This is a genomic window from Acetobacter papayae (genome assembly GCF_047721125.1).
Classification (GTDB): domain Bacteria; phylum Pseudomonadota; class Alphaproteobacteria; order Acetobacterales; family Acetobacteraceae; genus Acetobacter; species Acetobacter papayae.
Genome location: NZ_JBDNWF010000022.1, coordinates 1 through 21,392, shown reverse-complemented (window position 1 = coordinate 21,392; position 21,392 = coordinate 1). Strand labels below are relative to the sequence as shown.

At 61.3% G+C, this 21,392-nt stretch carries 20 protein-coding genes; 8 read left to right on the top strand and 12 right to left on the bottom strand.

Annotation, left to right across the window (positions count from 1 at the left end):
* Nucleotides 1-185: 185 nt before the first annotated feature.
* The gene (locus ABF757_RS08100) at nucleotides 186-1,154 is read left to right on the top strand and encodes a mitochondrial fission ELM1 family protein (RefSeq protein WP_415481715.1); all 969 of its coding nucleotides are present in this window, start codon (nucleotides 186-188) and stop codon (nucleotides 1,152-1,154) included.
* Between the two features lie 57 nt (nucleotides 1,155-1,211).
* Here ABF757_RS08100 and ABF757_RS08095 read toward each other — a convergent pair whose 3' ends face one another.
* Complete coding sequence (locus tag ABF757_RS08095; protein ID WP_025860638.1) at nucleotides 1,212-1,406, bottom strand: hypothetical protein; 195 nt, start codon at nucleotides 1,404-1,406, stop codon at nucleotides 1,212-1,214.
* 90 nt (nucleotides 1,407-1,496) lie between these two features.
* The gene (gene serB / locus ABF757_RS08090) at nucleotides 1,497-2,390 is read right to left on the bottom strand and encodes a phosphoserine phosphatase SerB (RefSeq protein WP_415481693.1); all 894 of its coding nucleotides are present in this window, start codon (nucleotides 2,388-2,390) and stop codon (nucleotides 1,497-1,499) included.
* A 30-nt stretch (nucleotides 2,391-2,420) separates the two neighbouring features.
* Here serB and miaA point away from each other — a divergent pair, with 30 nt between their 5' ends.
* The 5 genes from miaA to ABF757_RS08065 all read left to right on the top strand — a co-directional run bounded on the left by miaA (nucleotide 2,421) and on the right by ABF757_RS08065 (nucleotide 8,575).
* Nucleotides 2,421-3,473, top strand: a complete 1,053-nt coding sequence (gene miaA / locus ABF757_RS08085) for a tRNA (adenosine(37)-N6)-dimethylallyltransferase MiaA (RefSeq protein ID WP_415481692.1) — start codon at nucleotides 2,421-2,423, stop codon at nucleotides 3,471-3,473.
* 63 nt (nucleotides 3,474-3,536) lie between these two features.
* Nucleotides 3,537-5,351, top strand: coding sequence for a biosynthetic-type acetolactate synthase large subunit (gene ilvB, locus ABF757_RS08080; RefSeq protein WP_415481691.1), 1,815 nt, complete (start codon nucleotides 3,537-3,539; stop codon nucleotides 5,349-5,351).
* 53 nt (nucleotides 5,352-5,404) lie between these two features.
* Nucleotides 5,405-5,923: an acetolactate synthase small subunit gene (gene ilvN / locus ABF757_RS08075; RefSeq protein ID WP_025860634.1), complete on the top strand. Its 519-nt coding sequence runs from the start codon at nucleotides 5,405-5,407 to the stop codon at nucleotides 5,921-5,923.
* Nucleotides 5,924-5,983: 60 nt separating this feature from the next.
* On the top strand, nucleotides 5,984-7,003 hold the full coding sequence (ilvC, locus tag ABF757_RS08070) for a ketol-acid reductoisomerase (RefSeq protein WP_025860632.1): 1,020 nt from the start codon (nucleotides 5,984-5,986) through the stop codon (nucleotides 7,001-7,003).
* Between the two features lie 192 nt (nucleotides 7,004-7,195).
* The gene (locus ABF757_RS08065) at nucleotides 7,196-8,575 is read left to right on the top strand and encodes a cryptochrome/photolyase family protein (RefSeq protein WP_415481690.1); all 1,380 of its coding nucleotides are present in this window, start codon (nucleotides 7,196-7,198) and stop codon (nucleotides 8,573-8,575) included.
* Nucleotides 8,576-8,582: 7 nt separating this feature from the next.
* Here ABF757_RS08065 and ABF757_RS08060 read toward each other — a convergent pair whose 3' ends face one another.
* The 3 genes from ABF757_RS08060 to ABF757_RS08050 form a co-directional block, all read right to left on the bottom strand.
* Nucleotides 8,583-8,939, bottom strand: coding sequence for a metal-sensitive transcriptional regulator (locus ABF757_RS08060; RefSeq protein WP_415481689.1), 357 nt, complete (start codon nucleotides 8,937-8,939; stop codon nucleotides 8,583-8,585).
* A gap of 96 nt (nucleotides 8,940-9,035) precedes the next feature.
* Entirely contained in the window at nucleotides 9,036-9,500 is a 465-nt protein-coding gene (locus ABF757_RS08055; protein WP_415481688.1) for an Ivy family c-type lysozyme inhibitor, read from the bottom strand.
* A gap of 20 nt (nucleotides 9,501-9,520) precedes the next feature.
* Nucleotides 9,521-9,712 carry a YqaE/Pmp3 family membrane protein gene (locus tag ABF757_RS08050; RefSeq protein WP_025860626.1) on the bottom strand — a complete coding sequence of 64 codons (192 nt, stop codon included), beginning with the start codon at nucleotides 9,710-9,712 and terminating at the stop codon, nucleotides 9,521-9,523.
* 430 nt (nucleotides 9,713-10,142) lie between these two features.
* Between ABF757_RS08050 and ABF757_RS08045 the strand changes: the two genes are divergently transcribed.
* Nucleotides 10,143-11,429, top strand: coding sequence for a DEAD/DEAH box helicase (locus tag ABF757_RS08045; RefSeq protein ID WP_415481687.1), 1,287 nt, complete (start codon nucleotides 10,143-10,145; stop codon nucleotides 11,427-11,429).
* Nucleotides 11,430-11,626: 197 nt separating this feature from the next.
* On the opposite strand, the gene ABF757_RS08040 is transcribed toward ABF757_RS08045, so the two are convergent.
* The 3 genes from ABF757_RS08040 to ABF757_RS08030 form a co-directional block, all read right to left on the bottom strand.
* Complete coding sequence (locus tag ABF757_RS08040) at nucleotides 11,627-12,412, bottom strand: copper resistance protein B (protein WP_415481714.1); 786 nt, start codon at nucleotides 12,410-12,412, stop codon at nucleotides 11,627-11,629.
* Between the two features lie 326 nt (nucleotides 12,413-12,738).
* Nucleotides 12,739-14,463 (bottom strand): copper resistance system multicopper oxidase, encoded by a 1,725-nt coding sequence (locus ABF757_RS08035; protein WP_415481712.1) that lies wholly within the window; start codon nucleotides 14,461-14,463, stop codon nucleotides 12,739-12,741.
* 96 nt (nucleotides 14,464-14,559) lie between these two features.
* Complete coding sequence (locus tag ABF757_RS08030; RefSeq protein WP_415481685.1) at nucleotides 14,560-15,024, bottom strand: hypothetical protein; 465 nt, start codon at nucleotides 15,022-15,024, stop codon at nucleotides 14,560-14,562.
* 88 nt (nucleotides 15,025-15,112) lie between these two features.
* Here ABF757_RS08030 and ABF757_RS08025 point away from each other — a divergent pair, with 88 nt between their 5' ends.
* Entirely contained in the window at nucleotides 15,113-17,512 is a 2,400-nt protein-coding gene (locus ABF757_RS08025) for a heavy metal translocating P-type ATPase (RefSeq protein WP_415481684.1), read from the top strand.
* 38 nt (nucleotides 17,513-17,550) lie between these two features.
* Here ABF757_RS08025 and ABF757_RS08020 read toward each other — a convergent pair whose 3' ends face one another.
* The 4 genes from ABF757_RS08020 to ABF757_RS08005 all read right to left on the bottom strand — a co-directional run bounded on the left by ABF757_RS08020 (nucleotide 17,551) and on the right by ABF757_RS08005 (nucleotide 21,376).
* Complete coding sequence (locus ABF757_RS08020) at nucleotides 17,551-18,159, bottom strand: nicotinamidase (RefSeq protein WP_415481683.1); 609 nt, start codon at nucleotides 18,157-18,159, stop codon at nucleotides 17,551-17,553.
* 67 nt (nucleotides 18,160-18,226) lie between these two features.
* Nucleotides 18,227-19,558 carry a glutamate--tRNA ligase gene (gene gltX / locus ABF757_RS08015; RefSeq protein WP_415481682.1) on the bottom strand — a complete coding sequence of 444 codons (1,332 nt, stop codon included), beginning with the start codon at nucleotides 19,556-19,558 and terminating at the stop codon, nucleotides 18,227-18,229.
* A 155-nt stretch (nucleotides 19,559-19,713) separates the two neighbouring features.
* Nucleotides 19,714-20,178, bottom strand: coding sequence for a hypothetical protein (locus tag ABF757_RS08010; protein WP_415481681.1), 465 nt, complete (start codon nucleotides 20,176-20,178; stop codon nucleotides 19,714-19,716).
* Between the two features lie 10 nt (nucleotides 20,179-20,188).
* Nucleotides 20,189-21,376, bottom strand: a complete 1,188-nt coding sequence (locus ABF757_RS08005; RefSeq protein WP_415481711.1) for a nicotinate phosphoribosyltransferase — start codon at nucleotides 21,374-21,376, stop codon at nucleotides 20,189-20,191.
* Nucleotides 21,377-21,392 lie beyond the last annotated feature (16 nt).

Genomic DNA, 21,392 nt, shown 5'->3' with positions numbered 1-21,392 from the left:
AAATAACGGCGCGCCAAACGCGCCAGACGGGGTGTAGCAAAGGAAAGCGCGTGATGGCGAGTGTTGACTATGCTGCGGACAGCAATGACACGCGACCGCCACCAGTAAAGGTGGAGCAGGAGGCCGGGCAAACGGCAGTATCCGGGTCGGATGAGTGTGCGCTCAAGCCGTGTCAGGCGTTTGTCATGGGGGAAGATTTCGCGGGTATGCGTTCGCAGGCGCTGGGGCTCGCCACACGGGCCGGGTGGCACGGGGTGTTCTGCCCTATCTGCCCGGACCGTGTGGCGCGTCTGGCCCTGTCTGGCCCACGTTGGCTCAGCCATGGCTTCCTGCGCGGCCCGGATGGCCGCCACCTGCATGAGCATGAAGAACTGGGTGCTTCGGATGTGGTGATCAGCATCGGGGGCAAGGGCGGGGCGCTGGGTGCGGCACTGGGCGAACACCAACCGCCGGGGCGCAGGGAGCGCCTGCCGGTTGTGCAGGTGCAGCACCCCAGGCTTGATCTGGGCCGTTTCGATCTGGTGGTTGCCTGTCGTCATGATGAAATCAGCGGACATAACGTGCTGGTGGGCCGTACGGCGCTGCATGGCCTCACGCGTGAGCGGCTGGAGGAGGCAAAAGCACTCTGGGCACCACGCTTTGCCCATTTGCCCCGCCCGCTGGTGGCGGTGCTGGTCGGAGGGTCCAACGGCCGGTACACCTTTGGTGTGGCCGAGGCTGCGCGGCTGGGGCGTGTTCTGGTGGAAACCATGCGCGCGGAAGGGGGCAGCCTGCTGGTAACGCCCTCGCGCCGGACCGATGCGGCCGCCTTGCGTGTTCTGAGCGATGCGGTCAAGCAGGTGGACGGTTTCGTGTGGGATGGCGAGGGCGAAAACCCCTATCTCGGCCTGATTGCCTGCGCGGATAGTCTGGTCGTGACCATGGATAGCGTGTCCATGATGTCCGAGGCCGTGGCTGGTTTTGCCCCTGTAACCGTATTTCCTCTACCCGGCCGTTCACGGCGGATCAGCACTTTTGTTGAGGAAATGGAACTGGCCGGGCGAGTAAGGCTGCTGGAGGCAGACGAAACTCGCCTGCAACGCCCATGGGCTGTTACCCCGCTGGATGATACGCCCGAGCTGGTGGACGAAATGCACCGCAGGCTGGGGTTCTGACCCGACCGGGGGCTACGTGCGGTTGAAAAAAGCGGGTTTTTCAGCCCGCGTGGCGGCTCAGATCCAGATCGTGCCGAGTAGCAGCAGCGTGCCCACAATCAGGGCCGCGATGTGGCGCATGACAAATTCGGGGGAACCGGGTGGCAGCGTCAGGGCAAAATGCAGGCAGTAGCTCACCAGAAACAGGCCCAGCACGACACAGCTTGCACGGATGAACGGATAGGTTGAAACGTCACGCGGGTCGAACTGCATGGTCATTCCTTTCCTGTGCGGCTGCCAGTCTCTTTTAGCCCGGAGCCGATTCGTCTTATCCAGAGCGGCTGTGCCTGATCCTGCCTGAGTTCAGGCGCTCACAAAAACCGATGCCGGATAACCCTGCGCGAACAGTGCTGCACGCAGCGAAGCGTGGTTGATCTGGTTGGTAATGGCCTGCCGCACAACAGGTTTCGCATGGAATGCCAGCCCAAGGCCAGCCCTGTGCAGCATGGGCAGGTCGTTTGCGCCATCCCCAATGGCCAGCGCCGCATCTTCGGGCAGGTTGTGGCTCTGTTGCAGGGTTTCAAGCAGGTGCAGCTTGGCATCCGGCCCCAGTACGGGCTGGGCGGTCTCGCCTGTTAGGCTGTCGGTGGCTTTATCCATCAGCAGCACATTGGCGTGGTGTTCATCAAACCCGCACAGAGCCGCTACGCGCGCGGTAAAGAAGGTAAACCCGCCTGAAACCAGCGCCGTTCTGGCCCCAAAGGCGCTCATGGTGCGCACCATTTCCAGCGCGCCGGGGTTGAGGGTGACATCCTTCCACGCCGTTTCCAGCAAGGAGGTGGGCAGGCCGCGCAGCAGGGCAACGCGTTCACGCAGCGAGGTGGCAAAATCGAGTTCACCATTCATGGAGCGCGCGGTAATGGCGGCTACTTTCTCGCCCAGCCCGGCGTGGGTAGCCAGATCGTCCAGCGTTTCATTGGCGACAATGGTGCTGTCCATGTCGGAAACCAGCAAGCGCTTGCGGCGGTTGGCAGCCGGGGTCAGTAGCACGTCAATGGCTTGCCCCTCCATGGCTGCATGCAGGGCGGGCAGGCTTTCGCGGGCTGTCTGCGGGCAGGGAATATCCACGGCTTCCGCAGGGCTGAGTACGACCGTTTCGCCTTGCGCGAGAACAATATCGCGGGCAAGGGCAATGGTCTGGGCGGCGAGTGAGGTTTCCTCACGCCGGGCGACAAGGGTCAGAACAAGGCTCGTCATGGCAGCAGGGTGTGTGGCAGGAATGCGGGCATGAAGCAAGCGGAACACCCCATGACACTTTCTGAAATCCGTCCTTCCGGCCCCATGGCGCAGGGCGCGCCCGTGGCGCTGGTGGTGGCGGGGCCAACCTGCTCGGGCAAATCGGCACTGGCCCTGTCGGTGGCGCGCGCGCTGGCCGAGCATGGGCGTGAAGGAAAAGGCTGGGCAGGGGCAACCATCATCAATGCGGATTCCATGCAGGTCTATAAAGACCTGCGGGTGCTGACCGCACGCCCGAGTGTGGCAGAGGAGCAGGCGGTGCCGCACCGCCTCTATGGGGTTCTGCCCGCATCCAGCACGGGGAGCGTGGCTTGGTGGCGCACCCATGCGCTTGAGGCCATGCAGGAGGCATGGGGTGCGGGCCGCCTGCCGGTTCTATGTGGCGGGACAGGGATGTATTTCCGTGCGCTGACCCATGGGCTGGCTGCGATTCCAGAATGCCCGCAGGCCGTGCGGGATGAAGCCCGGCAGGCCATGGCGCAGGATGGAGCCCCCGCCCTGCATGCCCGCCTTGCCAGTGTGGACCCCGAAACGGCGGCGCGCCTGCAACCTGCCGATTCCCAGCGGATTACCCGCGCGTGGGAGGTCTGGCGCGCTACGGGGCGCAGCCTGAGCTGGTGGCAGGCCCAGCCGGGGTTGCCGCCTGCTGCCTGTCGTTTTGTGGCGGTAAGACTTGCGCCGGAGCGCACGGTGCTGCGCGCGCGCATACAGGCCCGGTTTGAAGCCATGCTGGCTGCTGGTGCGGTGGATGAAGTGTGCGCTCTGCTGGCACAGGGGCTCGACCCCGCTCTGCCTGCCATGCGTGCCCATGGCGTGCCGGAACTGGCGGCCATGCTCGAAGGCCGTATAACGCAGGATGAGGCCATGCGGCTCGCCGTGCAGGCCACGGGGCGTTATACCAAACGTCAGGCGACATGGTTTGGGCACCATGCTCTGGCTGAGCCAGACTGTACATGCAATGTTGATACGTGTTTTGAGAATGTCGCGCAATTTTCGGAAAGAAAATTGCATGAAATCATCTCTTTTATTTTGCGCTCGGCTTGACGCCTGTAATCACAAGGCATAAACAAACCCCCTGATCCCACTTCAGGGGCTATTGAGGATACCATGATGTCAACCACTATCCAGTCCCCAACGGACGCCCAGACCACCACCGCCCTGACCGGCGCGGAAGTGCTGATGCGCGCGCTGGTCGAGCAGGGTGTGGAGGTTATCTTCGGGTATCCGGGTGGGGCTGTCCTACCTATTTACGATGCCCTGTTCTGGCAGAACCATATCCGCCACATTCTGGTGCGGCACGAGCAGGCTGCCGTGCATGCGGCGGAAGCCTATGCCCGCTCCACCGGCAAGGTGGGGGTGGTGCTGGTCACGAGTGGACCGGGGGCGACCAATGCCGTGACCGGCCTGCTCGATGCGATGATGGATTCCATCCCGCTGGTGTGCCTGTCCGGGCAGGTGCCCACCGCCCTGATCGGTAACGATGCCTTTCAGGAGGCAGACACAACCGGCATTACCCGGCCTGTGACCAAATATAACTATCTGGTGCGCCGTCCTGAAGACCTCGCTCCCGCTGTGCATGAGGCTTTCGCCATCGCGCGCTCGGGTCGTCCCGGCCCGGTGCTGGTGGACCTGCCCAAGAACATCACCGTGGGCGATGCGCCCTATGTGAGCGCACAGGATATCAGCCCCCGTACGGCCAAGGTGCAGATACAGCCCGAACGCGAAAGCGTTATCCGCGCGGTTGCCGCCATGAAAGCGGCCAAGCGTCCGCTGTTCTATACGGGTGGGGGGGTCATCAATGCCGGGCCGCAGGCCAGTGAAGCCCTGCGCAGGCTGGTGGATGTTACGGGGTTCCCCATTACCTCCACATTGATGGGGCTGGGGGCTTTTCCCGGCACGGATAAGCGTTTTCTGGGCATGCTGGGCATGCACGGCACATACGAGGCCAATCTGGCCACGCATGGCTGTGACGTGCTGATTGCGCTCGGCAGCCGTTTTGATGACCGCGTGACAGGCCGCGTCAATGCGTTTTCGCCCGGTTCGTTCAAGATTCACGTCGATATCGACCCTTCGCAGATCAACAAGATCGTGCGGGTGGATGAAGGCATCGTGGGCGATGTGGGCGCTGTCATCGACATGATGATCGAGGAGTGGGAGCGCACGCCTGCCGCGACACATGAGGCTGATCTGGCCGCATGGTGGGCGCAGATCGAAGGCTGGCGCGCGATCGACTGCCTGCGCTTCACGCAGGATGGTGCGGATGATGCGGTTATCAAGCCGCAGCAGGCCATCAGCCGTATTTACGAGCTGGCGCGTGAGACCGGGCGCGACACCTATGTGTCCACCGAAGTCGGGCAGCATCAGATGTGGGCGGCGCAGTTTTTCCGCTTTGACAATCCCAACCGCTGGCTGACATCGGGCGGGCTGGGCACCATGGGCTACGGCCTGCCTGCCGCCGTGGGGGCGCAGATTGCCCACCCGGATGCGCTGGTGATGGATATTGCGGGCGAAGCCTCAACCCTGATGAACATTCAGGAACTGGGGACGATTGCGCAGTATCGCCTGCCGGTGAAGATTTTCATCATCAACAACCACTATATGGGCATGGTGCGCCAGTGGCAGGAACTGCTGCACGGCTCACGCTATTCCGAAAGCTATAGCGATGCCCTGCCTGATTTTGTGAAGCTGGCTGAAAGCTTCCATGGGCGCGGCCTGCGTGTCACCCGGCTGGATGAACTTGATAACACCATCCGTGAGGCCCTTGCGCATGACGGGCCGGTGATGGTCGATATCTGCGTTGCGGAAGGCGAGAACTGCTTTCCCATGATCCCGTCAGGGGCCGCCCATAACGAGATGATTCTGGGGCCTGAGCAGGAAAGCAGCGGGGCCGAAATCAGCACGGAAGGCCGTATGCTGGTCTGAGCAGCGTGTTTTCCATTTTGCGTATTCTGGTCTGTCTTCAGGGAAACTGAACAATGCAGCAGGAAATTTCCGGTTCCGCCGTGATCTCGCTTCTGGTGGATAATGAAAGCGGCGCGCTGGCTCGTATCGTGGAGCTGTTTTCGGGCCGCGGTTACAATATCCAGAGCCTGACCGTGGCCCCGGTGGACGAGCAGGGCAGCACCTCGCGCGTCAATATCGTCACCACGGGTACGCCCTCGGCCATCAGGCAGGTCAAGGTGCAGATCGAGCGTCTGGTGCCGGTCTCGCGCGTGGTCAATCTGTCGGATGCGGGGCCGTATGTCGCGCGGGAAATGGCGCTGGTTAAGGTGGTGTCCTCGGGTGAATCCCGCACCGAAGCGCTGCGGATTGCCGAGGCGTTCCGCGCACGGGCGGTGGACACAACCGCCACGTCTTTTGTGTTTGAACTGACCGGCTCATCCGACAAGCTGGACAGTTTCATCGATCTGATGCGTCCGCTCGGCCTGGTCGAGGTGTCTCGTACCGGCGTGGCGTCAATTTGCCGCGGACCGAAGACAATTCAGAACTTCTGAAGTATAGCAGGCAGCAACGCCGGAGGGAGTCTCCGGTTTGAAGGAGAAGTAAATATGGCTATGCGCGTGTATTATGATCGTGACGCCGATGTGAATCTGATCAAGTCCAAGAAGGTGGCCGTTATCGGTTATGGCAGCCAGGGTCATGCCCATGCCAACAACCTCAAGGACAGCGGCGTTTCCGAAATCGTCATCGGCCTGCGTGAAGGCTCTGCTGCGGCTGAAAAGGCACGCAATGCAGGCTTTACCGTCATGACGCCTGATCAGGCTGCTGCCTGGGCTGATGTTGTCATGGTGCTGACGCCTGACGAAGGTCAGGGCACGCTGTACAAGGAATCGCTGGAAAAGAACCTGAAGCAGGGTGCCGCTCTGGCGTTCGCGCATGGTCTTTCCATCCATTTCCGCCTGATCGAAGCCCGTCCTGACCTGGACGTGTTCCTGATCGCTCCCAAGGGCCCCGGCCACACCGTGCGTTCTGAATACCAGCGTGGCGGCGGCGTGCCCTGCCTGGTGGCCATTGCGCAGGACAAGTCCGGCAAGGCTCTGGATATCGCCCTGTCCTATGCTTCCGCTATCGGTGGTGGCCGCGCAGGCACGATCGAAACCTCCTTCAAGGAAGAGGTCGAAACTGACCTGTTCGGCGAACAGGCCGTGCTGTGCGGTGGTGTTGCCGAGCTGATCCGCGCTGGTTTCGAAACGCTGGTTGAAGCGGGTTACGCTCCTGAAATGGCGTATTTCGAATGCCTGCACGAAATGAAGCTGATCGTGGACCTGATCTACGAAGGCGGCATTGCCAACATGAACTACTCCATCTCCAACACTGCGGAGTATGGTGAGTACGTGTCCGGCCCGCGCGTGATCACGGCAGAAAGCAAGAAGGCCATGAAGGACATCCTCACGGATATCCAGAACGGCACCTTCGTGCGTAACTTCGTGCTGGAAAACCAGTCCGGCAACGTGTTCTTCAAGGCCACGCGTGCGCGTAACGACGCCCACCAGATCGAAGCCGTGGGCGACAAGCTCCGTGGCATGATGCCGTGGATCTCCAAGTCTCGTCTGGTTGACAAGACTAAGAACTGATCCGGGTTTCTGTTCCGGCCCGCAAGGGCTGGAATGGTTCCGCCAGTTTGTGGCATGGCCCCTTTCCGTTTGATGACGGGAAGGGGCTTTTTTTATGGTGGGAGCCCGCCCACGCAGGCATAAGGCCAGAGGGGCTGCGCGCCAGAACCCGCGCCTATCATACTGTCCGTTACAGGTAATGCAGGAAAAGCCATGACTGTTTCTCCAACACTCGTATGGTTTCGCGAGGATTTTCGTCTGGCGGACAATCAGGCCCTGCATGAGGCTGTGCAGCGCGGGCAACCGCTGATCTGCCTTTTTATCCTTGATGAGACCACGCCCATGGGGGCTGCGGCGCAGTGGTGGCTGGATGGTGCCATTCACGCCCTTGCGGCCGACCTGCGCGAGAAAGGTGGAGAGCTGCATGTTCTGCGGGGGCCAGCCCAGAGCGTGGTAGAGACTGTTGTGCAGGCAACAGGGGCTGGTGCGGTGTTCTGGAACCGCCGGTATGACCCGCATGGGCGCGAGACGGATACGGGTATCAAGGCGGCTTTGCAGGGGCAGGGTGTTGTGGCCCGCAGTTTTGCAGGGGCATTGCTGCATGAACCATGGACTGTGCGCACACAGTCAGGCTCGCCCTATAAAATATTTACGGCCTTCTGGCGGGCAGCCTGCACACTGCCAGTGCAGGCTTTTTTGCGGCCTGCGCCAGAAAAGCTGGTTTTTGCAGCGCCTGTTCCGGCGCTCGAAGCATTGCGCGTGCCGCCGGAACAGTATGGTCTTCTTCCCACGACCCCGGACTGGGCGGGAGGGCTGCGTGAGACCTGGGTGCCGGGCGAGGCGCAGGCTTGCGCACAACTGGCTGATTTCTGCCAGCATGATCAGGCAGATTATGCCCAGACCCGCGATTTCCCGGCAAAGGAGAGCACAAGCGGCCTGTCTCCTTTCCTGCGCTTTGGCCATGTCAGCCCCGCGCGGGTGTGGGAACGTGCGCAAGCTCGTCCCAACCCGGAAAAATTTCTGACCGAACTGGGTTGGCGCGACTTTGCATGGTCGCTCCTGTTTGAGACGCCCGATCTTGCATCCCGCAACCTGCGGCCAGAGTTTGATGCCATGCCGTGGCGCACAGACCCCAAGGGGTTGGCAGCATGGCAACATGGGCAGACAGGGTACCCGCTGGTGGATGCCGGTATGCGTGAATTGTGGCATACAGGGGTCATGCACAATCGGGTACGCATGGTTGTGGCGTCGTTTCTGGTCAAGCATCTGCTGATCGACTGGCGTGAGGGCGAACGCTGGTTTGCAGATACGCTGGTGGACTATGACCCGGCCAGTAACCCGATGAACTGGCAGTGGGGGGCGGGTACCGGCGTGGATGCCGCACCGTATTTCCGCATCATGAATCCCGTTTTGCAGTCACGCAAGTTCGACCCACAGGGTGCGTATATCCGGTCATGGGTGCCTGAAATCGCGCATCTGTCCGACAAGGATATCCATACACCGTGGGAGACGGGATGCCGGGGGTATGTTGCCCCGATTGTGGATCATGCCATGGCGCGTGCGCGCGCACTGGCCGCATGGAAAGCCCTGTAGGCGCTTTCTAGCGGATCATCTTTCGAATAACGCCCATGAGTTCTTCCAGCGTTTCATCGCCGCCATTGTCTTGTACGGCGTGGCGCACGCAGCCTCTGGCATGGTTTTCCAGTAGGCGGATGCTCAGCGCATCTATGGCTGAGCGCACGGCGGAAAGCTGGGTTAGAATATCCACACAGTAGCGGTCGTCACGCACCATGCCTGCAATGCCGCCAATCTGTCCTTCGATCCGGCGCAGGCGGTTGATCAGGGCGGTCTTGTCAGGTTGTACAACCTGTTTGCCTTCCGCCCGCTCGGAGGGGGAGCAGGCCGCGCAGCTGCCTATATCGGGCTGGGATGTGGTGCCGGGCTGTTGAGCGTTCATGCCGGTCAGTTTAAGCGATCCTGACAGGAATATACAGCCTTGTTCTGGTATCGCTCCTTATGCCACGTGGCATAAGGAGTATAAGGGTAGAGCCGTTTATTGTCCCTGAGGACTCTGGAACGTTGCCGGGTGATTGTACAGGCTGCCCGTGATTGCGGCATAGAGGATGGTTTTTCCGTCAATGCTCTCCGGCCCGCCTCCGATATTCAGCCATGTCAGTTCTTCTTGCGGGCTGTTATCTTTGGTTTCGAACCGTAGGCCGTACATGGTTTTGTCGTTGAACATCAGGACGAACTGGTGATTTCTGCAATCATGTTGCTTGCAGGACAAAAGGACGGTGTAGGGCTTGCCGTCCATTGTCACCTCAACAGGTGCACTCTCGGTCGCTCTTTTGAGCCAGCCGGGTTGTTCGACCTTGCCGAACAGTGCCCCAACCCGCTTGGCGAAGGTCGCATCCTGCATATCGACACTCAGGGTGCGCGGTGCATCCTCGGCCATGGCGAGGGGGGCTGACAGCATCAGGGCCGCCACAGGAGCGGCCAATAGAGAGAAACGCATCATCGGCACCTTGCAGGGCAGGTTCACAGGCCCAGTTTCAGCTTCTCGATTTTCTGGTCGGTCTTATACTGGCTAAGCGCGTAAACGGACCAGATTGCCGCAGGAATCCAGCCGAGCAGGGTGATCTGCAAAATCAGGCAGATAATGCCTGCAATCGGCCGCCCGATAGTGAAAAATTGCAGCCAGGGAAGGAAAATAGCCAAAAGCAAACGCACGTTGTCTCTCCTGTTTGTTGCATCACATCTTAAAATACTATTCCCCAGTGCAAAAGGTTCCAATCCCTTGGCAAGAAAAATGGACACTGTTCATCTGGCAGGGAAAGAGTTCGAAAAAACTGTGGTTTTTTGAAGACTCTCTATAAAGCCATCTTCTGAATCCATGTTGCTGTTTTGTTAAAACGGGTTTGCACTTTTTCCAAGCCGGTGTGCGGCACCCGTTCTGCCGATCCATCCGCGCGTTTCTGACACCATGGCGCGGCTTGCCGGGATTGGCTTTAGAGGCAGTGCGGTTGGCTGTGTGACACCTGTGCGTCGCGCGGGCGCTTTGCGTTGACGCGGTGCGGTGGCCCCCGTAAAAGTCCGCATTCCGAATCAGCGAAGCCCCAACAGGCGCAGCTTTACCCGGCGCCGGAGGCGTTTTCTGAGCATGTCCATGACCTTTACCGACCTTTCACTGGCGCCGGCTCTGCTGCGCGCATTGGATGATGAGGGCTATACCGCCCCCACGCCCATTCAGGCCGGGTCCATTCCCATTCTGCTCGAAGGGCGCGACCTGCTGGGTATGGCCCAGACAGGCACGGGCAAGACCGCCTCTTTTGCGCTGCCGTTGCTGCACCGCCTTGCCGCGACACCCCGGCCGGCCCCTGCGGGGGGTGCCCGTGTGCTGGTGCTGGCCCCCACGCGTGAGCTGGTTTCACAGATTGCCGATGGTTTCGAGCGTTTCGGGCGCTATCTGCAACCGCGCGTGACAACGATTTTTGGTGGTGTCAGCCAGGTGCATCAGGTCAATGCGCTCAAGGACGGGGTAGACATTATCGTTGCGGCACCGGGGCGTTTGCTTGATCTGGTCGAGCAGGGCCTGTGTGACCTGTCGCAGCTTGAGGCGCTGGTGCTCGATGAAGCCGACCAGATGCTGGATATGGGCTTTGCCAAGCCGATCGAACGGATTGTCGCCACGCTGCCCACGGAACGGCATACCCTGCTGTTTTCCGCGACAATGCCAAAATCCATCGCGGCACTGGCCGAGAGCCTCCTGCGCGATCCGGCAAAGGTCGAAATTGCTCCGCCATCAACCACGGTCGACAGGATCGAGCAGTCGGTCATGTTCGTGAATGCGGCGGACAAGAAGGACGCACTGCTTTCTCTGCTGCGCACGCCGGGTATCGGGCAGGCCGTGGTCTTTACCTTGCAGAAGAACATTGCCAACGAGGTCTGCTCTTTCATTACCGAGGCAGGCATTACGGCCGAGGCCCTGCATGGCAACAAGTCGCAGGGGCAGCGCGAGCGTGCGCTCGATGCCTTCCGCTCTGGTGCAGCACAGGTTCTGGTGGCCACGGATATTGCGGCACGCGGGATTGATGTTGATACGGTCACGCATGTTTTTAACCACGATCTGCCGAGCCTGCCGGAAAGCTATGTGCACCGTATTGGCCGTACTGGCCGTGCGGGCCGCAGCGGCTTTGCCGTAACCCTGTGTGATGCCGAACAGCGCGCATGGCTGCATGATGTGGAACGTGAAATTGGCCGCACCCTGAGCGTGCAGGCTGATCACCCGTGGCATTCGGATGATGCGCAGCATTCGACCATGCGCCCGCCCGTGCTGGGTGGTGGGCCGGTCAAGCAGGTCAAGCCGCAGGTAAAGCGCGAGCGCAAGGTCTGGACCGAGGAAGAAAAGAATGCCGCACGCGCTGCGGCTGCTGCCAAAACGGCCTGAAGCATAGGGGCCGCCCCCGCATTGTGCGTGAGGGCTGCCTGCAGGTTCCGGTGTCCGCTTTGCGCAGGCTTACGGTCACCGGGGCCTGTTTATTGGCTAGGCTTGATTATGATCGGGCCTTTAGCAGAGACGATACCCATTATGGGGTATCGTTTCGCTGAAAACCGTAAAGTTCGATAAAATAGCAGCCTCCAAGGCTAGTACCATGTGCGCAGCCCGAAGGTGAACCGCACATCTTCCGGCCCATTGGCCGGGGTGGTGCGTGTAGCCGAAGGTGAGCGCGCGGCGGCCCCGTAATTGCCCGCATAGGTTACGGCAATATAGGGGGCCAGTTTGCGTTTGAACTCGTAGCGCAGGCGCAAACCCGTATCGATGGAGGAAAAGCCCTGACTATCCCCACGGGCCGGGTCCGTGCGGGAATAGAAGTTCAGTTCCGCCTGCGGTTGCAGAATAAGCCGGTTGGTAATCAGCAGGTCGTAAGAACCTTCCAGCTTGCCCGCCACGCCATCGGCATTGAAATAGGCTGTGGCGGATACATCAAAGAAATACAGCGCCAGCCCCTGTACACCGACCGCGCCCCATGCGCGCACCGGCCCGCTATCAATATCCAGCCGGGTGCCAGCTTGTAGGTCGAAATAGGTGGAAATAGCGTGGTCGTAGAGCAGTTCATGGTCACCATCGCTCATGGTGCGGTGGCCATCTACCGTGCCTTCCGATTTGATCCACAGCTTGTCATGGTCGGTGCCGAACCACGCCTGACCGGAATAGCGGAACAGGCTGTCACCCGCCGCATAGCGCCCTTCAAGCTGTTCCATGAGAATATGGAAATAGGTGTTGTGGTCCATCACCGGTGGCATGTTGTGGATGTAGCGTACCTTTGGCACCGGGGGCGGCGTTGCGGGCCAGCGCGTGCTGGGGCTGAGAGGGGGCAGGCTGACATGTGTCTTGCCTGCGGCAACCGGCGCAGAGGGGGGCATGGCCATGCCCGGCATGGCGTCCATAGGTGCCATGGTTTTTGCTGTTGGGGCAGGCAGCGTTGCGCGCGGGCTGTCCGGTTTATGGGGCTGTGCGGCTTTGGTGGGGGCGGCTGGCTTATCCATATCCTCCATGCCGTCCATTCCTTCCATGTCATCCATATCGTCCATGTCGGACATGGCGTGTCCTGACATGGGCTTTTTCGGCATGGCGTGCGCATGGTTCGGCGGTTCGGCGGTGGCGGCCCATGTGTGCGGGCCGGACAGGGCTATGGGCAGAATGGCCAGAAGCCCCGCCAGAAGCCGGGTTGTGTGGGTGCAGGCAGGCAGGTTTTTCATGACACCACCACCGTGCGGAACATGCCAAGGTCCATGTGATAGAGCAGGTGGCAGTGATAGGCCCATAATCCCGGTGTATCGGCCGAAACAAGATAACTCAGGCGGCTACCCGGCTGCACGATAATGGTGTGTTTGACTGGGTTATAGGCGCCCTGACCGTTCTCCAGTTCGCTCCACAGGCCGTGGAGGTGAATGGGGTGTTCCATCATGGTGTCGTTAATCAGCACAAAGCGTACGCGTTCGCCCAGCCGCAGGGGAATGGGTTCGGCTTCGGAAAACTTGCGCCCGTCAAACCCCCAGATATAGCGCTCCATGTTGCCAGTCAGGTGCAGGGTGATCTCGCGCGAGGGCGGGCGGGGGTCACTGGCGGGGCGGGTTGCGCGCAGGTCTGCATAGCTCAGAACCCGGCGGCCGTTATTGCGCAGGCCGTCTCCGGGGTCTGCCAGACGGTTGACGGGCATGGCGGCCACGTTCTGGTTTTCCACATTGAGTGGAGGGGTGTCGGCTTTTGGCTGATGGGCCATGGCTTTCATGTCCATACCGCCCATTTTCATGTCTGAGCCCATGCCCATATCCAGCATGGTGCGCACCGGGCGTGGATCCATGGGCGGAATGGCGGCACTCATACCCGCGCGGGGGGCCAGTGTGCCGCGCGCATAGCCTGTGCGGTCTTCGCTCTGGGCAAAAATCGTGTAGGCCTGCGTGGTCTGAGGCACCACGATACAGTCATAGGTTTCCGCAACCCCGATACGGAATTCATCGACCTGCACGGGCTCAACGTCATTGCCATCGGACTGGATGATGGTCATGGGCAGTCCGGGAATACGGATATCGTAAAACGTCATGGCGGACGCGTTGATAAACCGCAGCCTGATCCGCTCACCCGGAGCAAACAGCCCGGTCCAGTTGGCGTGCGGGGTCTGCCCGTTCATCAGATAGGTGTAGATAATACCGCTGACATCTGAAATGTCGGTGGCCGACATATTCATGCCTGCCCATTGCAGGCGGTTTTTCAGTACAGGCAGCACACCATCGCGCCGTGCATCGGGAAAGAAAGATGCCGCCGTGCGCTGACGAAACGTGTAGTAGTCGCTCTGGAATTTGAGGTTTTTGATAATGTCTGACGGTTCGACATCCGACCAGTCTGACAGGACAATTACGTAATCGCGGTCGTAATGGCGGGTTTCCCCGTCCTTGGGGTCGATAACAATCGCGCCGTATAGCCCCTTGGCTTCCTGCATGTTGGAGTGGCTGTGGTACCAGTAGGTGCCGCTCTGCTTGAGCATGAAACGATAGGTAAAAGTCTGCCCCGGTGCGATCCCGCCAAAGCTCAGCCCCGGTACGCCGTCCATGTTGGCGGGGCAGCGTAGCCCGTGCCAGTGGATGGAGGTTTCCTCATCCATCGTGTTGTGAACATGCAGGCTCACCTCGTCCCCCTCGCGCCAGCGCAGGGTGGGGGCGGGCATGCTGCCATTGACCGTGGGGGCCATCTGCGGCTTGCTCAGCACATGCACAGGGGTATGGCCAATGTTCAGCAGGAACGTGCTGGCGGACTGCTGCGGAATATGCCCGGCAGGCAGGGGGGGGAGTGCGGGTGCATCCATGGCGCTGGCGGTACGGGCCGGTGCATGCAGCGCACTCAGCCCCGCCAGCGCTCCAGCACCGGTTATGAACCGGCGGCGCGAAAGTCTACCCGCAAGGGTAGGAAAGGGAGAAGGCATCATATCCATCCATCAGGGCCGCCATGCCGCAAGGCACAGCGCGAACCGGAAAAAGACCCCGAGCGCGGTATCGGTCATACCGCTTCGGGTTTCTGTTCAGGCGATGGAGGGTCTGGGAGGGGGGAGTAGCGGTGTTATGCCCTGCCCGGCGGGGAGAGCGTGGGCATGGGGCAACCGCACTCTGGCCGTGGGCAGAGGGCGCAGAACTGCAAGCTGGTAGGTTCCTGCCGTTGCAACCGGGCTTTGCCCCGAGGCTGTGCAGCAGGGCATGGCGTGTTCATGCGGGGTGTGGGCTGCATGCAGGCAGGTATCGACCCCGCCTGTCTGGCTCAGTGTGTGGATACCCGGCGTGGTGCTGGCCTGTTGGGACACATACATGGACCGCTCATGGCCGGTTGTTTCCTGTAGAGTGTTGCCATGGCACGGCAGGGCAGGCAGCGCTGCGTGCATGGCCATGGCGTGCTCAGCCTGCATGGGGGCTGCATGAGCAAAAGCCGGGACAACCGCTGTAAACAGCAGGCCCAGAACGCTCACGACAAGGCTCATCACAAGGCGGGACATAGCTTGAATATACCCCATGGGGGCATATATAGCAAATGAAAGCGCGCCATTACCCACGGCGCTGGCGGCAGAAGGAGCGCGTGCGATCATGGAGCAGACCATCAGCTTTCCGGTGGAGGGAATGTCCTGCGCCAGTTGCGCGGCCCGGCTTGAAAAAGTGCTCGACCGGCTCGATGGCGTGCAGGCCTCGGTCAATTTCGCCACGACGCGCGCGCAGGTTTCCCTGTCTGAAGGGCATGCGGGTATGGTGGATGTGCTGGCGGCAGTCCGGCAGGCGGGCTTTGCCCCTACCACCCGCAATCTTGACCTGAGCCTGAGTGGCCTGTCCTGCGCCTCATGCGTGGGGCGGGTGGAAAAAGTGCTGAACGCCCTGCCTTCCGTGCAGGCGAGCGTCAATCTGGCGACGGAGCGGGCGCATGTGACATTCGTGCCGGGGGTGGTGGAGGTGCCAGCCCTGATTGCCGCCGTGGAAAAAGCCGGATACGGCGCCCGCGTTTATGAGGAGCAGAACGCTCAGGACGATGCCCGTGCGCAGCAGCGTGTGTGGCAGCGGGCGCTGTGGGAGTTTGCGCTCGCCACAATACTCAGCCTGCCTTTTGTGGGGCAGATGGTTATCATGATGGCGGGTCTGCCCATGATGGACATGCCCCGCATGCTGCAACTCGTGCTGGCGGGTGTGGTGCTGTTCGGGTGTGGGCGTGGCCTGTTTCGCGCAGCATGGCATGCCGTGCGCGGTGGCTCCGCCAATATGGATGTGCTGGTGGTCATGGGTACGGGGGTGGCCTGGGTTTTCAGTGCCGCGGTTACGCTCATGAAACTCGATCAGCCTGTTTACTTCGAGGCCAGCGCGCTGGTGGTAACGCTCGTTCTGCTGGGTCGCCTGCTTGAAGCCCGGGCCAAGGCCAGTGCTGGTGCAGGCATGGCCAGCCTGCTGCGGCTTCAGCCCCGTATGGCGCATGTCGAGCGCCCCGGCGGTGTGGTGGATGAGAGTGTTGACCAGCTTGCCATAGGCGATGTGTTTGTTGTCCGCCCCGGAGAGAGCATGCCGGTGGATGGTGCCGTGCTGGAAGGGGTCTCTGAAGTGAACGAGGCCATGCTCACCGGGGAGAGCAATCTGGTGGCCAAGACAGCGGGAGCGGAGGTTTTTGCCGGAACCCTCAACCAGACAGGTGCCCTGCGCGTACGGGCGACCAAGGTGGGCGCGCAGACCGTTCTGGCCAGTATTGTGCAGATGGTGCAGCAGGCGCAGGGTAGTAAGGCCAGCGTGCAGCGGCTGGCGGATAAAGTATCTGCGGTTTTTGTACCTGCGGTGCTGGCCCTTGCGGTGCTGACCTTTGCCGGAACATGGCTGGTTACGGGCTCCGCTACTGTAAGTCTTGTTCACGGCGTGTCGGTTCTGGTGATTGCCTGCCCCTGTGCGCTGGGGCTGGCCACGCCAACGGCCATTATGGTGGGTACGGGGCTGGGTGCGCGGGCCGGTATTCTGTTCCGCAACGCCGATGCACTGGAACAGGCCCGCAGGCTGAACCTGCTTGTTACGGACAAGACCGGCACGCTCACCCGCGGCCAGCCCGGCGTTGTGGCCAGCCAGACGGCGGAAGGCATCCAGTCCGATGATTTTCTGCGTCTGGCCTGCGCGCTGGAACAGAATTCAGAGCACCCGCTGGCTCGCGCTGTTATGGAACATGCTCGTGCCGCAGGCATTGCCCCCGTGGCGGTGGAAGATTTCAAGGCCGTACCGGGGCAGGGGGTAAGCGCGCGTGTGGGCGGGCAGGTGGTGCGCTTGGGCTCGCCCGATTTTCTGAGCCAGAATGGCTGCGTGGTGGATACCGCACTGGTGCAGGCATGGCAGGCGGAGGGGCGCACGGTTATCGGGGTGGCGCGAGAGCAGGCGGTGCTCGGTTATCTCGCCCTTGCGGATGAAATCCGGCCCGAAGCCCGTGCCGCCATAACCGCTCTACGTGCGCGCGGCTTGCGTGTTGTCATGCTCACTGGTGATAACGAGCGAGCTGCACAGGCCGTAGCCCATCAGGTCGGGATTGACGAGGTAGTGGCAGGAGTTCTGCCCGATGGCAAGGCGGCGGAAATCGCCCGGCTAAAAGGTGCAAGCCTCTGTGTGGGTATGGTGGGCGACGGGATAAACGATGCTCCGGCACTGGCCTCGGCCGATGTCAGCTTCGCCATTGGCGCTGGGGCGGATGTAGCACTGGAAACGGCGGATGTGGTGCTGGTGCGCAGCGACCTTATGGCCGTGGTGGATGCCATAACCCTCTCGCATGCAACGGTAGGGAAAATCCGCCAGAACCTGTTTTTCGCGTTTATCTATAACCTTCTGGGCCTGCCGCTGGCCGCACTGGGCGCGCTGAACCCGGTTCTGGCCGGGGCGGCCATGGCCATGAGTTCGGTTTCGGTGGTGAGCAACTCACTGCTGCTCAACCGCTGGAAACCAGCCCGCCGCGATGCGGTGAACACTACTCCGAAGGTCTGATACAGCAAGGCTGGATAGAGCCCCAGCCTTGCATGCACTCAGCTATGGCAGAGTGTCACGCCCGCATCGTTCAGGGCACGCAGGGTCGGGGCGGGGGAGGCTTCCAGCCCGCGTGTGGCGTCAGTCAGCAAAAAGGTGTTGAACTCTTCCGCCACAGCGTCCTGAGCGGTGTTGCGAACACAGTATTCAAGCGCGAGACCGCAGACAAAAACCCGCTCGATCCCGTGCTGACGCAGCGTTTCAGCCAGCCGCGCCCCTTCGGTGGTCTGGCCTTCAAAGGCGGAATAGGCATCTTGAGCGGCATCCTGTCCCTTAAGGACAAAGAGGGTGCCCTGTGGCAGTTCCAGTGCTTCGGAAACAGCGGCACCCGGTGTTTGTGCCACGCAGTGCGCAGGCCATGGGCCGTCCGGGGTGAAGGAGGAATGCTGCTCCGGGTGCCAGTCCAGACTGGCAACCACCATGCCAAAAGGCTCCTGCGCCAGTGCGTTCACAACCGGCAGAATGGCATCCCCGTCCGGTACGGCCAGAGCGCCACCGGGCAGGAAATCGTTCTGCACATCCACGATAATCAGCGCGTCACTGGCACCGATTACGGGCAGCTTTATGGCTGACAGGGAGGTCTGCAAGGGGGTGACGCTTGAGGGCATGACGAGGCCTTTCCGGTCTGATGGGGCGACTGCTCCCGCTGGTGAGGGATGGAACGAACCGGCGCTGTCAGGCGCCGGGTTTAAGGCGGGAGAGCACGCGTGCGCGCCCCATCAGAGGGAGCAGGTCGCGCAGTTCAGGCCCCTGTTCTTCGCCGGTCAGGGCCAGACGCAGCGGGTGAAACAGGGCCTTGCCTGAACGGCCCGTGCTTTCACGCAGGGCGGTTGTCCAGCTTTTCCATGTTGTTTCATCCCACGGTTCGGGCGGAAGCAGGGATGCGGCCTCGTTCAGAAAGGCATCCTCACCGTCCTGCACGGGGGGAATGATGTCTTCCATGACAACCTGAAACCACAGCCGCGCTTCGGACAGGAGTTCGATATTGCCACGGATGGCGTGCCAGAACGCTTCGGTCGATCCCTGCGGTAGGCGGTCTGCCACGGTGCTGAAAGGCAGGGTGGCCAGCAGCTTATGGTTCAGGGCCAGAAGCTGGCGGGTGTCGAACCGTGCCGCCGAGCGCGAAATGCGTGAAAGGTCATAGACCGCCGCCTGTTCGTCAAACGGCAGCAGCACGGGGTCTTCCGACGAGCCAAGGCGGGCCAGATACGCCACCAGCGCCTCGGCCTCTACGCCGTCCTGACGCAGGGTGCGCAGCGAGCATGCATCAAAACGCTTGGACAGCTTGCCGCCGTTTTCATCTAGCAGCAGCGGCAGATGGGCAAAGCGGAAATGATCCGGCCGCGCACCCAGCGCCTGTGCGATGTCGATCTGCACACCGGTATTGGTGACGTGATCTTCACCACGGATGATATGCGTCACACCGGTTTCAAGGTCATCCACCACCGAGGCGAGGGTATACAGCACCGTGCCATCGGCACGGACAAGAACCGGGTCGGAAATGGAGGGCAGTTTGACCTGACAGTCCCCCATGACCAGATCGCGCCAGCGGATAATGGTGTTATCCGACAGCTTGAAGCGCCAGTAAGGCGTTTTGCCATTGGCCAGAGCCTGAGCGAGTTGGCCCGGTGTCATTTTGAGCATTGCGCGGTCATAGATCGGCGCGCGGCGCTGGCGGATCTGGTGTTCGCGCTTGGTGGCCAGTTCCTGCTCGCTTTCAAAGCACGGATACAGACGCCCCGATGCCTTGAGCGCTTCTATGGCGCGTTCGTACCGATCCAGCCGGTCTGTCTGGCGGAAGGTTTCCGTCCAGTTAATGCCGAGCCATTGCAGGTCCTGCCGCAGGGCATCGGCCAGTTCCTCGCGTGAGCGGGCGGTATCGGTATCGTCAATCCGCAGTTGGAACTGGCCGCCATGGCGGCGGGCGTACAGGGCGTTGGCAAGGGCAAGACGGGCGTTGCCAACATGCAGAAGGCCGGTCGGGCTGGGCGCGAAGCGAAGTTTCATGACACAGGCTTATGCCTCGAAAATCGCCCCAATACCAGCGCCAACAGCGCTTTGCCCAGTCGCTTATCCTATGTCTGCTGCGCGTATGCGCACCCGGTCTGCCGGGGCTGGTTCTGCCCCGGCTCCTGCTCCTGCGTGTCAGGAACGATCCGGTGTTAGTACCAGTCTGGTGTCAGGGGCAGGTCGGCGTCGTCGTCATCATCAGGCAGGGTGTCATCGTCGTCATCCGTGCCGAGCAGGGACAGCACATCGTCATCCACTACAAGGCGGCGGGGGTCGATTGCGCGCCAGTCGCGTTCCATGGGGGTGGCGGGGGTGGCGGTAAAGTCGTCCAGTTCGTTGGCCGAGCGCCAGCCATCTTCACCCGCGTCGATTACTTCCGCGTCTTCACCAAAGCTCAGCCACGCTTCCAGCACTTCGCGCGCGCCAGCGCCCGGCACCCGGCAGCGCTCGATGCTGTCGCGCACATAGGCGCGGGCAAAGGCATTGGCATGCGCCAGATCGTGGAAAACGCCGACTTCCTCCACGATGTTGTCCTCGCTCGCGCCGGACAGGTCCATGATGCGGACTTTCCATTCCTGCGAGGCGGCGGGCTGTGGAGTTTCGGTCGTATCGGTCATAGTGTTCCTGTCAGGGTTGGGCGGTTCTGTCGGTGGACGTGCGGATACGCTGGGCCGCGCGTATGGAAGGCAGAAGGAACTCCCGCCCCGTTTTGACACGCTCCTGCCCGTTATAGGCGATGATATCTGCCGTTGCGTAGGTTTCGTTCCACCGTTCGGGAATATAGGAACCGGTGCCTACAACGTCGAGGGGGGCTCGGGCATCGGCCATGCAGGCGCATTTTGTTACCCCAAAACCCGATGAGCCGATAATTTTCACACGGGGAAAACCCGCCTCGTCCAGTGCATCGCGCATGAACCAGACAGCCGCGGCCGAAACCCCGGTGCCAATCAGGTAGCGCAGTTCCTTGTCCGAGCGGTAGCGGCGCAGGGCCTGCGGAGCGTGCCGGTTGAGAACGGCGTAGGATTCCTGTGGGTTCAAGCCTTCCATAAACCGCCCGCCATGGGTGTCCAGACGCACGGCCATGCGGCCTTCGGCAGCCAGTTCGGGAAAGCGGCGGCAGACCGCCAGCGCATCGGTAATTTCCTGACCAAAATAATCCACCAGCACCACAAGATCCGTTTCAGGAAAGGTCTCGTGGAACATCTCCGCAGCCCGCACGGTCGATCCCGCATAGCCAATCAGGGCATGGGGCATGGTGCCAAGCCCGTGGGGTGTGTCAAAAAACGCGGCTACGGCATCGTTTGCCGTACCGACAAACCCAATGGCGCCATCTCTGCGAGCTGCCCGCCCACCGACCGATGCCGCATAGGCCATGAGTTCCTGCATTTCAAACCCTGCGCAGTGCCGGGCATCCATGGCCAGAAACTGCGTGCGCGGCAGGGAGAGCGCGATCTGATACGCCCGCAATGCGGCAACGCAGGGGCTACCGAGCTTTTGCAGCAAAAGCGTTTCTAGATCGGCCAGATGGGCAAAGGAGCCGGTAACGTAAACAAGCGGCTCACCCGCACCCACCCACTCTCCCTCTGGGTGGACGATTTCAATCGTGCAGGGGCTGTTACGCTCGGCCATGACATTTTCAAGCCAGCGCAGCATGAGAGCCGGGGCCGAAATGACAGGTGTGCGGATAAAAAATGCGTAAGTTACGATGCAGTCGCCAAAAGCGCTGACAATCCGTTGCGTGCGGTTGAAGTAGGAATCCGTTCTGGAACGGATAGCCGTATCGGGCAGGGGGGCAGTGACCTGAGCCGCATCCACGCCGGGGTGGGTGGGC